Here is a 15435-nt window from a genome sequence, read left to right as displayed (position 1 = left end):
GTTTCAGCGCTCTCCGAGGAATTCAACATGGATCTGAATCCCGATCTTTAGAACGCCCATATACGGTATCAAACGGCCAACTCAAGATTTGGCCAGAACCAGATGAAACCGGAAAGTTCTACGGCAGAATATTCGATACAGGCTGCCGCTTTTCACGGGCTGATTGTTATTTTTAAATGGAAGCGAAAATACCACTAAGGAATGTATTGGGCCCACATTTTGTTTATCATTATTTACGTGATGATATTTTTTCCGGAGACAGACATAATGGAAGCATATCCGGGTGGTGGACTGCCAAATAAATAGGCTGGTACGAAACTCCATCCGACAGCTTCTGCGGTAGCAACCTGGCAAAGAGTGCGTCTGGGCCCAAAGGCCCGAGCCATACGAAGATACTTACGAATTTGAGTGGTATTTCAACGTGTTTTCACAAATATGAGCTGAAATTGGAAGCGAACAAGCAAAAATTTTATTTTGATGAAAAAGAAGCCTGTTCAGTAAATATAATTATGTCTGCTCCCTTGTATATTTTTTTGAATATTCAGTGTGGTAGTACCAGTGGAACCCTCGATGCCACGCCTCCAACAGGTAAATCCAATTCATTTGAAATTAACTATGCGACAACATGGGGATTAAAATAGAACGCATTTCACAACCTGTGCATTGAGCGAAAGATAGCGCTCGCATGGAATAGCTATCTAAAAATTAAACCGGGATTATTAAATTGGGTTAATCAAGTTATTTACTGCTTGAAATGGCGTAAGACAACAAAAAACCCACAATACTGAGAAGCATGCGGGCTTTGAGAGAAATTAATACGGTAAAAAAAACTACTTGGTGCCGGAGCCGGAACCGCCAAATCTCTTAAAACCTATATGTATAAACGTTCTACGTTTTTTTAAATTAGAGCATGCCCCCAAATCTGCCCCTAAGAATAATTTCTTAACTGTTCTTGATCTGGTCCCAGCCAACAAGCCTAAACCTGCCATCATCACCATGATGATATTCTTCTATCGGTGTAAAAAATTTAATAGTTTTTCGTCAGGTAGCGTTTGCAGTGGTCAAGTAATTTCGGACACACCAATAGTTCTTTTTCTGCCATTTTCCGCTCATAGGCGGCGGGCGGCAGATTACCCAATACTGAATTCAATCGCTTGCAGTTGTAAAAGCCGACGATAGTCCGTGATGTCAGCCTTGGCCTCCATGTGATTGGCACATTGACGTTGCCAAACGCGCTCCATCTTGAAGTTCATGAAGAAGCGTTCTGCGACCGCATTGTCCCAGCAATTACCTTTGCGGCTCATGCTGCAAACAAAGCCATGTTCGTCCAGCAGATCCTGATATAGCTTACTGGCATATGACTGCCACGGTCAGAGTGGACGATCAGGCCCGGTGCCGGTTGCCGCTGTTGAATTGGCCATGTTCAAGGCAGCGCAGACCAATTCGGCAGGCATACTCGTAGCCATGGCCAGCCGACCACTTTGCGCGCGAACAGGTCAAGCACGATTGCGAGATACAGCCATCCGCCGCCAGTACGAATGTACGTGATGTCGGCCACGTATGCCATGTTCGACGCGAACGGATTGAACTGCCGGTCGAGCACATTGGCGGCAATTGGCAAGTCGTGCTTGTTGTCTGGTGGTGTGAACGAATTTGCGCTTCCAGACGGGCTTTAAGCCTGGCGCATCAGGCTGCATACCTTGTAACACCCAATCTGGATTCCCTGGTTTGCCATCGATGTGACCAACCGACTGCTTCCATAGCTTTGATGGCTGGCCATGAATGCGGCTTTCAGGCGGGCGCTGGTTTTGCACAAAGCCGGCTTGGCAGAACGATGCTGTGCCTCGTAATAGCCGGAACGGCTGACGCACAGGACGCGGCAACGGTGTTGGACGGAGATGGCCTCCTGTTGCAGTCGACGAACGAGTTGATAGCGCATTTCAGTTCGCGGGCAAAGAAGGCCGATGGGGCTTGTATCTGTCCGGCTATGCCGACCATGGCAGAGACAGCTATCAAAAAAACGATTACAAAAATTAAATGAAAAAGCATGCGGAGCAGGCATTGGCAAAACCGTCCGCAATGAAAATGGCAACGATGAATCGCTATATTTCATGGCAATTCGCGATTCCAGCATGCATCCGCAATGGATGGCCTGTTATGCCTACCTATGGATTCATCCGATAAGTACCGGAAGTAATCTGGAAGTTAACGCCGGCATTACTGCACTGTTAATGAGACGAAGCAACTGGCTTGGAGCATACGTTACTCCCAAGAAAAAGTGTTTTTCTAGAAATAAATTAGTGTTACTATCCGACAATTATCAAATTCAATTATTGTCATTTTTTGTAGCAAAATCTACCTATAGGTATCCTAAAATGTTTAAAAAGAAAAACGCTGTCCTTTTGTTGGCTATGACTTTAGCCCTCGCGGCATGCGGCGGTAGCGGTAGCGGTGGCGGTAGCGCTGCGACTCCAACCTCAGGCAAGGCAGTCGACGGATACCTCAAAGGTTCGACGGTGTTCTGTGATGCTAACAAGAATGGTGTTGCCGACGCAGGTGAAGCTACGGTACAAACTATCGCTGGCGGTGTTTTCACATTCCCGGCAGGTTGCAGCAGCACTGTAGTGGTTACCGGTGGTACTGATGAGGCGACAGGACATCATTTCAATGGCACTCTGAAAGCCCCTGCAGGTAGCATAGTCGTCACTCCATTGACATCCCTGCTCGCCGATACCGGCATGACAGCTGCGCAACTGGCCACCGCGCTGGGATTGCCGGCAGGAACCGACGTAACCAAGCTTGATCCTGCAGACGGTAAGAATTTTGAATTGCATAGAGTCACTCTCGCAGTGCAACAAATCATTCAGCAGTTGGCAAATGTATTTGAGGCTGAAGCTGGCGGCGGCGATATATCCGGCATTTATTCCCACGTAGCTAAAGCAGTTGCTGCAACATTGCTGGCTAAACCAAGTACACCTCTATTCGGCGCAGGCGGTGTAGTGAATTCTTCTATGTTGAGCGCAGCGGCAGTTGATGCGGTCAAGTTGATGAAGGCCGATAGCAAATACGCAGCTTTCGCGATCAGCGATGCGGATGTGATTAGCGCTAGTGCACAAATTCTTACGCAATCGCAGAAGTTTCTGCAAGCTACAGATGCGACGGCCCTAACTGAATTGTCCTCAACACTTCAAGATCCCGCAGCAACTCCAATCCAGACTTCGACAACGGCCAATTATCTGGCGCTGCAGAGTGATTCAGTCAGCATCAACGGAAATCCAATTTCATATGTAACTTTGAAAGCTGGGGCGTCGATCAGCACACCAACTACGTTCGGGCTTGATTTCAGCATCACCGGCACGCCTGTGATCAATACCGTAGCTAGCCTGGCTCTGGAATTGGTGGAAGTCGGAGGTGAAAAACGCGTTCTGCAACTGATGATCGACAAGGTTAATGTCGCAAATACTAACGGCCAGTTGTCGATTGTTCCTGATAGCACCGCGAAGGTCTACGTATTCGGCCACGCGGGTAGCGGTACTGAATTCAATCTCACATTGACTGATTTGACTTTCAAACCGATTACTGTCACAAACAACGCACTGACTTTGAACTATCAAGCAATGGTCAACAAGGTTCTCACTAGTGTCGACAACACGACCAAAACCACTGCGCAGAAATTTACCAGCATTGCCGGTAAATTTGAGATCAATCTCGCGGTTGGTGGTCTAAAAGTCCGGAATGCCAACGGTTCAGCGCTACCGTCCACCACGATTGCAGTGACCCACAGCGATCCAGTCCAATCGGTAAGCGGTGTCGGGTTTTCAGGCAATCTCACGATTCAATGATCATAGCTAACTAAAGTTGTTGTATTAATTAGATAGGGAGCGGCGCTGTTGGCCGCTCTTTTTCAATCATAGTCAGTGAATTGTCACTTTCGCTATTCGATCATCCTTGTGCAAGACGTCAGACCGGAATTTTCAATGAATAAACCTTGCTGCATCATCGGTGCTGTGCTCATAAATGCAGCTGCCTGCGCATCCGTGGGTGCAGCTCCGCTGGACGCACTTCTCACGGCGAACCAGAACAACATACCTTGGGCAAGTGAAGTTGAAGTCAGTTATGACGTGCTCAACAACTCGCTCGACTTCCTGAATGCGCGAGAAAAGAACGGTGCGACCACGACTGTGGGAGATTACAAAGGTGCTCACGTGCGCGGCGGCATTGCAATCACCCCGCAACTGTGGGTGGATGGCGCGTTGTGGCAGAGGGAAATCGACTATCGCAGTTTCCTGGCAAAACTCAATACGTGGCAACTTGCTGGCCAGTACAAGGTGATCGAGGGCAGAGGAGCCATGCCGAGCGTGGCAGTCCGGCTGGGTGCCTGGGGTAACTATGCAGACTCGCTTACAAAATTCACCAATACGACAGTAGCCGGCACCAAATTCACTTCGGCGACAGTAACAAAGCCGAAAGACACACAATATCAACTTGATTTGATTGGCACTTGGCCTGTATCGCAGCGGACCGAGGTGTCAATTTTCGCAGGTGCAGGTGTAAGTCGCGTCACGTTTGACTCGGTCAGCGCGACATCCAGAAAAGACGGCTGCGAATATAACGTCGCATTCAGCCAGACCGAAGTGGTGAGCACACTCGCGCAGCCTTGCAATGCTGCAGTTGTTGTCACCAGGTTCGCACAACCGACTAGCGCCACCGTCAATGTCAACAAAGAAGCTAAATATACCGCCTCGTATTATCAGGCTGGTTTTATGGCAGCTTGGCACACGGATGACTGGCGGGTTCGGGGCGGCTATCAGTATCAGACGATCAATCGCAGTGAAGTCGACGGCATCATCGACGCCCGAGGCGACACACCTTACAAGCATAATCATGTCCTTGTTGGTGATGTCAGCTACAAAGCTTTCAAGAATACGATCGTTTTTCTGCGGGGTCAGTACATGCTAAATCAGTTCAATGGTGAAGTGCCATTGTCTTATAACAGTTTGACCGCGGATCGGTTCAATCAACGTTACGGAATAGTAAGCACGGGACTGATTTTCACGTTCTAGTCAGTCGCTATTTTGGAAAGTGTGCAGCATGTTGTGCTGCACAGCACAACATGAGACGAGCTCCCGCACACGGGGATTCAAACAAGTTGGGTTTCGCTTTGCCCAAACCCATTTACCCACCACAAAAAATATTTTGCTTCAGGTGATTTCCGCTAGTTGCTTAAAAACAACCAAAAAAACCCTGCAAATGTTACCATTTCGCACCTAATTTGCCTTGTGTTGCGCACTGGCAAAATTAATTTGGTTTAGTCAAGGACTTAGCAGCCACCCAGAGATATTGCCATGTCCCCCAGTCGAACCCGACAGATGCCTTTCTGCCGGGTTCAACTGGGGGCTTTTTAATTAATGATAGAGGTGGGTGTGTGGGTCAACGCGAAAATGAAGTTTTTGCTGCAAGTGCAGAAAATTCAGTGAAAGAAAGCGCCAGTTCAGGATCAATCCCCCGGGCCGTGGCAGCTATTCCTTCACGCCTGCATCGTTTTTCGCGGCTTGTACTGGGCGCGCAATAACATGCAAGTCCATTCGCCCCGCAGCTCCATCGTCATTACGCTTTCCGTCTGGAAAGCGCTGTTCCTGCGCGAGGCACTGAGCCGCCTCTTTTCCGGGCGCGCGGTCTGGTTCTGGCTGCTGGTCGAACCTGTGTTTCATGTGTCCTATCTGATCTTAATTTTCACGGTGATTCGCGTACGCACCATAGGCGGCATCGACACCGCCATCTGGATCATAGCCGGGTTACTGGGTTTTTTCATGTTTCGCCGCACCGGCACCCAGGTCATGAATGCGGTCGGGGCCAACCAGGCGCTCCTTGTCTACAGGCAGGTCAAGCCGGTTGATACCGTTCTGGTGCGTGGCGGCCTGGAAGGCTTTCTGATGATCATCATCATCAGTATTTTGCTGGCCGGTGCAGCCTTGTTCGGTCATTCGGTAGTCCCTGCAGATCCGCTGGCGGTGCTCGAAGCCTTCTTCGGCCTCTGGCTGGTGGGCATGGGTTTCGGCCTGGTGACATCGGTGGCGGTTAAATTGGTGCCCGAACTGGGCCGGGTCCTCAAGCTGGTCATGATGCCGCTCTACATCATCTCCGGTGTTATGTTGCCGATTTCCGCCGTGCCGCAGCCTTACCGTGACTGGCTGTTGCTCAATCCGGTGGCACACGGTCTGGAGGCGGCCCGCCTCGGTTTTGCTCCGTATTACCACGCGGTCCCTGAGTTGAGCATTGCCTACATTTATCAGTTCGCGCTAGTCAGTATCTTTTTGGGACTGGCGCTGCAACGCCAGTTTGCCTTGAGGTTGACCACCCAATGATCATCGTCGACGACGTGCACAAGCGTTACCAAACCGATCACGGCGCCGGCAAATGGATCTTGCAAGGGGTGAGCTTCACCATCCCACCCAAGCTCAATGTGGGTCTGATCGGTGCCAGTGGTACCGGCAAGTCGACGCTGCTGCGCATTATTGGCGGCGTGGACCAGCCCAACAAGGGCCGGGTTGAGCGGCAGTGCCGTGTATCCTGGCCGATGGGTTTTGGCGGCGGTTTTCAAGGTTCACTCACGGGCCGCCAAAATGCCAAGTTCGTGTGCCGCATCCATGGCCATGAAGACGATATTCCCGACCGTCTAGCCTATATCCAGGACTTTGCCGAAATCGGTGACGCCTTCGACGAACCCGTTAAAACCTACTCCAGCGGCATGAAGTCGCGACTGCAGTTCGCGCTGTCGTTCGCCTTCGACTTTGATGTATATATTTCAGATGAAGTAACCGCCACCGGTGACGCCGCCTTCAAAAACAAAGCCGCCGCCGCGTTCAAAAAACTGGCCGACCATGCCGGCCTGATCATGGTGTCCCATGGCGAAGGCACGCTCAGGCAATTCTGCTCAGCCGGTATCTGGATACACGATGGCAAGGCGCACTGGTTCGACCAGATTGACGACGCGCTAAAAGCCTACAAGGACAGCCTACCCAAATGATAGATCGCATCAAACAAACCCTGCTGCGCCGCCGCATCATTGGCGCAGCCGTCATCGCCTCTCTGCTGGCAGCAGTGTATTGGCTGGCGATTGCGTCGGACCGTTACGTGTCGGAAGCGCACGTCATCATCCAGCGCACCGATCTAGCAGGCGGTCAGACCATGGATTTCTCCAGCCTGCTGGGCGGCGCCGGCGGCAACCGTGCTGATCAGTTGTTGCTGCGCGACCACCTGCTCTCGGTGGACATGCTCAAGAAACTCGACGCGGCATTGCATCTGCGCGCCCACTACAGCGACCAGGATCGCGACCCCCTCTCGCGCATGTGGTCTCAGGACACCGCCATCGAATGGTTCCACCGTTATTACCTGTCCCGGGTGAATGTCGAGTTCGACGACTACGCCGGCGTACTGATGATCAAGGCCCAGGGCTACGACCGCAAGACCGCCCATGCGATCACCACCCAACTGGTGCAGGAGGGCGAGCGTTTCATGAACGGCATGGCCCACAGTCTGGCGCTAGGGCAGGTTGCCTTCCTGGAAAATCAGGTGGCCCAAATGAACCAGCGGACGATGCAGACACGCCAGGCCGTATTGCGCTACCAGGACAAGAAAGGCCTGGTCTCGCCCCAGGCCACCGCAGAAAACATTGCCGGCATCGTCGCCAAGCTCGAAGCACAGCGCACCGAACTGGAAACCCAGCGCAGTGCAAACCAGGCCTATCTGGTCCCCAGCCACCCCAACATCGTCCAGATCAGCCAGCAAATCGCCGCTGTGGAAAAACAGATCACCCAGGAGCAAGCCAAGCTCGCCTCGCCCGACGGCAAAACACTCAACCGCACGATAGAAGAATTCCAGCGGCTGGAAATGGAGGCCGCCTTTGCGCAAGACATCTACAAAACCGGCTTGGTGGCGCTGGAAAAAGGTCGCATCGAAGCCACCCGCACGATCAAGAAAGTCTCCGTGCTACAGGCACCCACCATGCCAGAATCTGCGCTGGAACCCCGCCGTTTTTACAACACCCTGGTGTTCATGCTGGTCGCTTTGCTGCTGGCCGGTGTAGTGCACCTGCTGGCTGCCATCGTGCGCGACCATAAGGACTGACCCCATGCTCAAGCAATTGTTTTCCGTAATTCTCACCGGGGTCATCGCCACAGCGCTGGTCACCCCTACCCTTGCAGCGACCAATGACCCGCTGGGCGTAAACCAGGCGCTAAACTTGCGCACCGACGCAGCCGCCACCGCACAGCCAAAACCAGCAGCGCCAGAACCACGCACCCAACCACCTCAGTTCTTTGATTACTCCGCCAACCAGAACAGCGATGTCTTCGGCGCCAACCTCTTCACCGGCGCATTCGCCCGCGAAGGCGCCACCCAGTTCAACCCAGACTACGCAGTCGCTGTGGGCGACAAGATCCAGATACGTCTCTGGGGCGCGTTCGACTTCGACGCACCGCTCACCGTCGACCCCAAAGGCAACATCTTCCTGCCGCATGCCGGGCCGGTGCAGGTGCTGGGCGTGCGCAACCAGGACTTGCAGCGCCTGGTGGAAGCCGCGGTCGGCAAGGTCTTCCGCTCCAATGTGTTCAGCTACGCAAGCCTGGCCGCGGCCCAACCGGTGCGGGTGTTCGTCAGCGGCTTCGTCAACCGCCCCGGCCTGTATAGCGGCACCAGCATGGACAGCCTGTTGCACTATCTGGACCAGGCCGGCGGCATCGACCCCGAGCGCGGCTCATTCCTGAAGGTGCAAGTCAAGCGCAGCCAGCAGGTACGCGCCAGCGCCAACCTGTACGACTTCCTGCTCGACGGCACCATGCCGCTAATCCAACTAGCCGATGGCGACGTGATCTTTGTCGCGCCGCGTCAAAACACCGTCAAGGTCGCCGGCCTGACAGAAAATGCCAAACGCTTCGAATTCGCCGACAGCACCCGCACCGTGGCCGATCTGGTCAAGGTGACCAGCCCCAAAGCCGCAGCCACACATGTGCGCGTGATACGCAATACCGGCTCCGTCAAAAACACCGAGTACTACCCGCTGCTTGACGCCGCCCGCGTCGTCCTGCAAAACGGCGATGAACTCGAATTCACCGCCGACAAGAAGCCCGGGACCATCACCGTGCGGGTGGAAGGCGAACACCAGAGCGCGCAGGAATATGTGCTGCCCTACGGCGTGCGCATGGCTGCACTGCTGCAGCAAATCCAATATTCGGAACGCTCCGACAAAGACAGCCTGCAACTATTTCGCATCAGCGTCAAAGAGCGCCAAAAGCAAATGCTGCAAGCCTCGCTCAGAAGCCTGGAAGCCGCCGCCCTGACAGCCCGCTCCGGCACCAGCGACGAAGCGCGCCTGCGCAAAGATGAAGCTGACCTGCTGCTGCAATGGGTGGAGCGTGCCAAAAAGATCGAACCGTCCGGCCAAGTGGTGATCGCCCAAACTGATACCAGAGGCGACCTGCTGCTGGAAAACGGCGACATTCTGCGCGTACCCATCAAAGACGGCCTGGTACTGGTCAGCGGTGAAGTGCTGTTCCCCAACGCCATCGCGTTCGACAAGGCTTTGAGCATGGATGCGTATGTGCGTCGCGCCGGCGGTTACACCCAGAACGCCGAGACTGCGCGCATCGTCGTCGCCCATCGCGACGGCAGCTTTGCCGAAGCAAATAGCGACAAAGGATTTTTTGACTTCAGCAATGGCGACGTCGCCATCCGTTCTGGTGATGAGATTTTGGTACTGCCGAAGATCGACGTGAAGTCGCGGCAGATTTGGAAAGACATGACCCAGATCATTTACCAGATAGCGGTAAGTGCGAAGGTTGTTTTGGGATTGTAATAAAAAATGGATATCAACTTTAAAAAATTGCTGAGCAATTCCAAACAATTCATTCTGGATAGCAAAGACAAGCTGTCTATCTCCTTGTTTAATGGCGCGCTCACGAACGACCGGCGGAAAGTAAACTATATTTTCAAGATCCGGGACAGGATTTTTTTCAAGAAGAAAAAACCAGTTTCGGATGCCTATCCTTTTACCGTCATTGATCCTTACGATGTCTTTGGCGAGGAGAACCGGTTTGGCGATTTCAATCTTGTCGGTGATGACTGGCGCGATAAAAACAGCGACAAGCCGGTTGCCATCCTGTGGGGTTTTAATAACTGGAAATGGGGATTCGTCAGCGATTATCTGCCGGAGTACCGTACCGCTATTGCACCAAGAAAGATTCTGTCACTGCAATCATTATTTGCAATTAAAAGATTTCCGTTGAAGCCGGCTGCCTTCATATTCTGGGGTTATACGGAGTCGTGGATCGTAAAGTGGTATGCGCGAGCAAATAACATCAGAATCTATCGCATGGAAGATGGCTTCATTCGCTCTTCTTCCTTGGGCGCATCGCACTCGACTCCCTATTCTCTTTTACTGGACGAAAAAGGACTTCACTATAATCCTGAAGAAGCGTCGGACATCGAGGAGATATTAAATCATCACACGTTTTCTGAGCAGGAACTGGCTTCCGCGAAAACCTGCATGGCCTTGATGCAGGATCTCGCGCTGTCCAAATACAATCCTCCGAGTTTCAACACCGGCAATTCGAGTGTCATTAAAATCCGCAAAAGAGTCGTCGTATTGGGCCAGGTGGATAACGACATGTCGGTCCGCTTGGGCAATCCCGACCGCTGGTCGATGATTGAACTGATCCGTCTCGCCAAATTTGAAAACCCCGATGCGGATATTTTGTACAGACCGCATCCCGATATATATCAGGGTTATCAAAAGAGCAAATTCAGGGCGCGCACTGTCGAAAAAATATGCGAGTTGACATCGCCCGATATTTCACTCATCGAATTTCTGGATACAGTGGATCATGTCTATACGATCACATCCTTGTCCGGGCTCGAAGCCTTGCTTAGAGGGAAAAAAGTGACTGTCGTCGGCGCTGCATTTTATGCCGGTTGGGGACTGACCGACGATCGTGTGGAATTTCCGCGGCGGACGACGAAGCGAACACTGCTGGAACTGTTTGCGGGTATTTATTTAAAGTACCCACGGTACCTGGCCGATTTGGAGGACAACGAAATCGGGTTACAGGCAGCGTGCTTAAGAATTAAAGCTGATTACGAAATTGGAAGTTTTGAGCTGTTTAATTTACAAAAAGCGGATACGGCTGAAAACATTCAAGCATTTGCAAAATCTGATTATTGGCCTCATCTTTTGTTTAAAAAACAGACAAATGAAAATGAAGCACTAGTTCAAAAAGCGATCGGTCAAATTGATTTTAAAAGCCTGCTAAGTAATCAACCGGGACGTATGTACCAAATAGTGTTGGTTTATACTTTGTCGGGGGCATGTAAAAGCAACTCTTCTCGTGAGATATTTATCAATGCCGTTCGAGATCATATCGATCCAGATATATTTAATTTCCTATTGTTGGATTTGAGTAAATTCTACCCTGGTGAATATATTGCCAGGCAATTCGCTTGGTTGCTTGCAGAATCAAAAGACAGCAAAGCTTCATTGCATATGCTAGCTAAAGAGCTTGCGCGAAGCCAAGAAGCAAGTTTGCGCTTGATTAAGACCGAAAATGAGCGGGAAAATGTTAGTGCAAATGCCAACAAAGATGCAGACTTGCCCAATTCTAATGATATAGAAATTCCCCTAATTTCAAAAGATCAAGCAGATTTGCTTCTCGAAATGTTTGAACATAACGTGTCAATGAGAAAACATGATGACGCGATGGAAGTTGGGAAAAAATTGCTATTGGCAGGGTTTTCAGTGTCAAAAATAATTCAGAAAATGGCAAAGCTTGCTGACATTAAATTTGATAACGACTCTGCAAAAAATATTGCGAAATTTGGTCAGCATATCGATTTAAATGATCTGAATAGAATGATGAGTTTAATAGAAGCCAGAAGTTTCACTGCAAAGTGCATTTCAGGCAATCCTTTAGAATTTATTCAGTGTCTCGTTAAATTAATTACTCTAAAACCAGATAAAATTAATGATGCAACATTTTTAGTTAAAAAGTTTTCAGAAAATTTTGATGATGACAAATTGGAGAGAATTTTTACCAGTACTTTAATGCTGGATAATGAACAATCTATAAGAAAGGCTTCAGGCTTTATTGCCATTGAAAAACCATTATTGGCCGTGAAAATAATAGAAAATCTGATTATTCAAGGTGACCAGTCAGCTAATATTAGAATTGCGTATTCGCAAGCGCTTTCGTATGCTGATAGGCTCGAAGAATCCCTAAAAGTTATGGATGACGCGAGGAAGTTGCAAAAAACGAGTGCGAACTACCGCGAGACGCTTCGTTTGTATGTGCTAGCTGGAATGTATGAGCAAAGTCTCAAGCTGCTTAAAGATGCTCAGCTCAGAAAAATTGAACTTGGCGACATGCATCCAAGAAAGGTTTATTTTGGTTGCCGCATGGTTAAAGAGGCGCTTGAAACATTTACAGAATTGTCCATTAAGAAGACCGTGGCAACCTATTATTCGGATAAGTATTTTTATCCCGGATCTCAAGTATCTGAAACCGATAAATTAATTGCACTGGCTATATTTGGCCCCGGGGATGAAATAAGATTTGCCAGTATTTATAACTTACTGCCGGCCAAGCTTGTTCAAAAAAATATTTCGATTAGTTGCTCTCCGAGATTGCTAAATATATTTACGAGATCGTTTGCAAATCTGAAATTTGTCCCCGTATCTCGTCCGAGAAATAGTGATCAAATTAACCCGCAAGACTATACAAACGTATTAGGCTCGGATTTAACAGGGGTTATTGACAATACAGCGACTGATGCGATCCACAAGGCAGATCAAGTCATGCTTGTCACTGACATGCTTCATGAATGCTTGCCAGGTTATGAAGCATTCCCTGGCAAGCCTTATCTGAAACATGATGATTCGTTGACCAAATTTTATCGCAACCAACTGCCTAAAAATATCAAATTAATCGGTGTGAGTTGGCGCAGCAGCTTAACTACCCATTCTCGTAATGAACATTACCTGACAGTGGAAGAACTTGAACCTATATTCAAAATCGATGGCTTGCAGTTTGTTAATTTTCAGTATGACGAATGCCAGGAAGAACTGGACTGGATTGAAAAACGCTATCCCGGCAAGGTAATTAACATTGCTGAAATAGACCACTATAATGATTTTGATAGCGTGGCTGCGTTGATGAAATGTATGGATTTGATAGTCGCGCCTGCTACCACTGTAGTAGAGCTTGCCGGTGCACTTGGCTGCCCGACATGGCTGCTTTCAAATTCATCAGAGCTGTATTGGAGAAAAATAGACCAGCTCGGCACCGATGTTTGGCACAACAGCATTATCCATATCGAAGGGCCGGTGCTTGGTGACAAGAGCACTTTGGTCAATCAGTTATGCAAGAAACTACTTGAGTGTGGCAACCAAGAAGTCTTGGATCGACGCACGGCTTAAAATAGCCATTTAAAAAATAAATATTTGCATGCTATGAAGCATGAGTTTTTTAATTTCACAAATTACATTGTCGATGATGTCTGAAGAAATCCAAAAAAATCAAAGGTACTGATGGAGCAATATATAAATGTGGAAATCCGGAAAGGGGCACACCTTTGTTTTGTGCATGTTTCCAGTCGAAACAGACCCAAAGGAAAGTTTGATAAATATCCCGTGCCGGATGATGCTTCCAATATTTATTTAAACTCTTGCGCCAAAGATTGGTATATCAATGGATTGCCATGCTGGGGAGAAGATTTTGATTCCTCGCTGCTGCAACTCCGAGAGTTAATTGCCACTACAGGAGCGAAAAGGATTATATTTATTGGATCATCAATGGGGGCATTTGGAGCTACGCTATTTGCATCCCATCTCCATGCGGAACTTATCTGTTTCGCTCCAGAACTCCATCTCAACGTTTATAGCGATTTTTCCAAAGGTGACAATCTGAGTGGCAATTTACCGCGCTTAGAGAATATGCAAAGTCCAAGAAGGGCATTAATTTTTGCCGGAATTAATTCCCCATCAGATGTAGTTTGCGCAGAATACTTCCGAAACAAATGGCTTGACTGCAAAAGTTATTTTTTTAAAAGATGCGGCCATGGTACGGCTCGACATTTAAAGGATCATGACTTACTGAACAAGGTAATCGACGACTTTGTACATCATATTGATGTGTCTAAGCTGCTAGAGCCATTGTCCGCCCCCCACGAGATTTTTTCTCATTATGACTTCGTTGAGCCTGCTATTTTCTCTGATGCTTTTTTGAACGAATACATTCAGATAATTTATTGCAAGTTAAAACTTCATGATGTTCTGCAAATTTGCGCACACCTGCGCGCGCGAGGAGTGGTTCAATCTGCATTAAAATTAGTTGAGACAGCAATAGATGATCACGGGCCTATCGCGGAAATGCTTTTTCTGAAGGCTCAATGTCTTCGACGCATGGGCAGGCATAAAGAGGCAATAGACGCATTCATGGCCGTGCAGCCAAGTCAAGAATATAGAAAACAGGCATTATTTGGCATGTCCATGATTCATAAAAAATTTCGACAATACGAAGATGAGCATAAGTTATATTTGCAAATAATTACGGATATTAAAAAAGACCTTAGCCTATATTTGCCATTATTGAATGAATCTAATTCGACTGCGCCATCCTTAGCGCCATTGTCGGAAACTTTACTAAGTGAAATATGTTCGGATATTCAACATCTCTCAAATCCTTACAATTCACTTAGCCATAAAAAAGAAAAGATCACGGAAATTGCCTATGTGGATTTGATCGGCATAAATTTAAAAGCAATAGACTTTGAAAATGCAACGGTTGCAGCGCTTGAGGGGCTTGAAAATTTTCCCAATAGCACACTAATTCAAAGCCGATATGCCTGTATAGCACAGGCTCAAAAAAATTGGCCCGCTGCTGTTGATCGACTCGTAAAACTGTTGACCATCGAAGGCAGTAAAAATCAAACCGCTGAGACTTTTGTGCGCTTGGTGCAAGCTTATCGCAATGCCAAGCAGTTTAAAGAGGCTGAGGCTGTCGCGTTTGATGGGCTAGAAGCATTTCCGGACAACGTTTCAATACAAAGCGAATTTGCTTGGAACGCACAAACCCAGAAGAACTGGCCCGCTGCGGTTGAGAGATTGGAAAAATTACTGGCTCTGCAAGGAACTCGGGCTGGAGATAAGACTTATGTACGCTTAGCGCAAGTATACAGAAAGTTGGGAAGGCTTGACAAAGCTGATGCAATGCTGGCGGAAGGATTAACTAAATTTCCAAACAGCATTAAAATTAAGACCGAGTACACGGTCACTTCTGCCAGTGAAGAAAAATCCGATTTATCGAGCATCGAGGTACCCAAAGAAAAAATTGCCGGACCACTTGCCCAAAGGAATTTGCTGCTGACAACTTTTCCAGGGCATTAGTC

12 protein-coding genes are annotated in these 15435 nt (G+C 48.9%); 9 read left to right on the top strand and 3 right to left on the bottom strand.

The window, feature by feature from the left end:
* Nucleotides 1-446 precede the first annotated feature (446 nt).
* Nucleotides 447-641 (top strand): hypothetical protein, encoded by a 195-nt coding sequence (locus tag FKCLFG_RS04135; protein WP_472614964.1) that lies wholly within the window; start codon nt 447-449, stop codon nt 639-641.
* Nucleotides 642-1130: 489 nt separating this feature from the next.
* Here FKCLFG_RS04135 and FKCLFG_RS04130 read toward each other — a convergent pair whose 3' ends face one another.
* The 3 genes from FKCLFG_RS04130 to FKCLFG_RS04120 form a co-directional block, all read right to left on the bottom strand.
* Nucleotides 1131-1304 (bottom strand): hypothetical protein, encoded by a 174-nt coding sequence (locus tag FKCLFG_RS04130; RefSeq protein ID WP_472614963.1) that lies wholly within the window; start codon nt 1302-1304, stop codon nt 1131-1133.
* Nucleotides 1305-1423: 119 nt separating this feature from the next.
* The gene (locus FKCLFG_RS04125) at nt 1424-1621 is read right to left on the bottom strand and encodes a hypothetical protein (RefSeq protein ID WP_472614962.1); all 198 of its coding nucleotides are present in this window, start codon (nt 1619-1621) and stop codon (nt 1424-1426) included.
* Nucleotides 1622-1672: 51 nt separating this feature from the next.
* Nucleotides 1673-1939 carry a hypothetical protein gene (locus tag FKCLFG_RS04120; protein WP_472614961.1) on the bottom strand — a complete coding sequence of 89 codons (267 nt, stop codon included), beginning with the start codon at nt 1937-1939 and terminating at the stop codon, nt 1673-1675.
* A 25-nt stretch (nt 1940-1964) separates the two neighbouring features.
* On the opposite strand from FKCLFG_RS04120, the gene FKCLFG_RS04115 reads away from it, so the two are divergent.
* The 8 genes from FKCLFG_RS04115 to FKCLFG_RS04080 all read left to right on the top strand — a co-directional run bounded on the left by FKCLFG_RS04115 (nt 1965) and on the right by FKCLFG_RS04080 (nt 15433).
* The gene (locus FKCLFG_RS04115) at nt 1965-3842 is read left to right on the top strand and encodes a hypothetical protein (RefSeq protein ID WP_472614960.1); all 1878 of its coding nucleotides are present in this window, start codon (nt 1965-1967) and stop codon (nt 3840-3842) included.
* A 135-nt stretch (nt 3843-3977) separates the two neighbouring features.
* A complete protein-coding gene (locus tag FKCLFG_RS04110) occupies nt 3978-5063 on the top strand; it encodes a hypothetical protein (protein ID WP_472614959.1) in 1086 nt (361 codons plus the stop codon).
* Between the two features lie 510 nt (nt 5064-5573).
* Nucleotides 5574-6365, top strand: coding sequence for an ABC transporter permease (locus FKCLFG_RS04105; RefSeq protein ID WP_472614958.1), 792 nt, complete (start codon nt 5574-5576; stop codon nt 6363-6365).
* A complete protein-coding gene (locus FKCLFG_RS04100) occupies nt 6362-7027 on the top strand; it encodes an ABC transporter ATP-binding protein (protein WP_472614957.1) in 666 nt (221 codons plus the stop codon). The genes FKCLFG_RS04105 and FKCLFG_RS04100 overlap by 4 nt, the downstream gene beginning before the upstream one ends.
* Nucleotides 7024-8127, top strand: coding sequence for a KpsE/RkpR family capsule polysaccharide export protein (locus tag FKCLFG_RS04095; protein WP_472614956.1), 1104 nt, complete (start codon nt 7024-7026; stop codon nt 8125-8127). Before FKCLFG_RS04100 ends, FKCLFG_RS04095 begins: the two co-directional genes overlap by 4 nt.
* Before the next feature lie 4 nt (nt 8128-8131).
* A complete protein-coding gene (locus FKCLFG_RS04090; protein WP_472614955.1) occupies nt 8132-9853 on the top strand; it encodes a polysaccharide biosynthesis/export family protein in 1722 nt (573 codons plus the stop codon).
* Nucleotides 9854-9859: 6 nt separating this feature from the next.
* On the top strand, nt 9860-13465 hold the full coding sequence (locus FKCLFG_RS04085) for a capsular polysaccharide export protein, LipB/KpsS family (protein ID WP_472614954.1): 3606 nt from the start codon (nt 9860-9862) through the stop codon (nt 13463-13465).
* 111 nt (nt 13466-13576) lie between these two features.
* Complete coding sequence (locus FKCLFG_RS04080; protein WP_472614953.1) at nt 13577-15433, top strand: tetratricopeptide repeat protein; 1857 nt, start codon at nt 13577-13579, stop codon at nt 15431-15433.
* The last annotated feature ends 2 nt before the right edge of the window (nt 15434-15435 follow it).

Source organism: Gelidimonas denitrificans, from assembly GCF_055694065.1.
Note: the sequence above shows the minus strand (reverse complement) of the source record. Positions and strands in the feature narration are given on the sequence as shown.

What these genes read in the sequence shown, in the direction of transcription:
- FKCLFG_RS04130 (WP_472614963.1), bottom strand. Translation starts at nt 1,304, where the DNA reads ATGAGCCGCAAAGGTAATTGCTGGGACAATGCGGTCGCAGAACGCTTC.
- FKCLFG_RS04120 (WP_472614961.1), bottom strand. Translation starts at nt 1,939, where the DNA reads ATGCGCTATCAACTCGTTCGTCGACTGCAACAGGAGGCCATCTCCGTC.
- FKCLFG_RS04115 (WP_472614960.1), top strand. Translation starts at nt 1,965, where the DNA reads ATGGGGCTTGTATCTGTCCGGCTATGCCGACCATGGCAGAGACAGCTA.
- FKCLFG_RS04110 (WP_472614959.1), top strand. Translation starts at nt 3,978, where the DNA reads ATGAATAAACCTTGCTGCATCATCGGTGCTGTGCTCATAAATGCAGCT.
- FKCLFG_RS04105 (WP_472614958.1), top strand. Translation starts at nt 5,574, where the DNA reads ATGCAAGTCCATTCGCCCCGCAGCTCCATCGTCATTACGCTTTCCGTC.
- FKCLFG_RS04100 (WP_472614957.1), top strand. Translation starts at nt 6,362, where the DNA reads ATGATCATCGTCGACGACGTGCACAAGCGTTACCAAACCGATCACGGC.
- FKCLFG_RS04095 (WP_472614956.1), top strand. Translation starts at nt 7,024, where the DNA reads ATGATAGATCGCATCAAACAAACCCTGCTGCGCCGCCGCATCATTGGC.
- FKCLFG_RS04090 (WP_472614955.1), top strand. Translation starts at nt 8,132, where the DNA reads ATGCTCAAGCAATTGTTTTCCGTAATTCTCACCGGGGTCATCGCCACA.
- FKCLFG_RS04085 (WP_472614954.1), top strand. Translation starts at nt 9,860, where the DNA reads ATGGATATCAACTTTAAAAAATTGCTGAGCAATTCCAAACAATTCATT.
- FKCLFG_RS04080 (WP_472614953.1), top strand. Translation starts at nt 13,577, where the DNA reads ATGGAGCAATATATAAATGTGGAAATCCGGAAAGGGGCACACCTTTGT.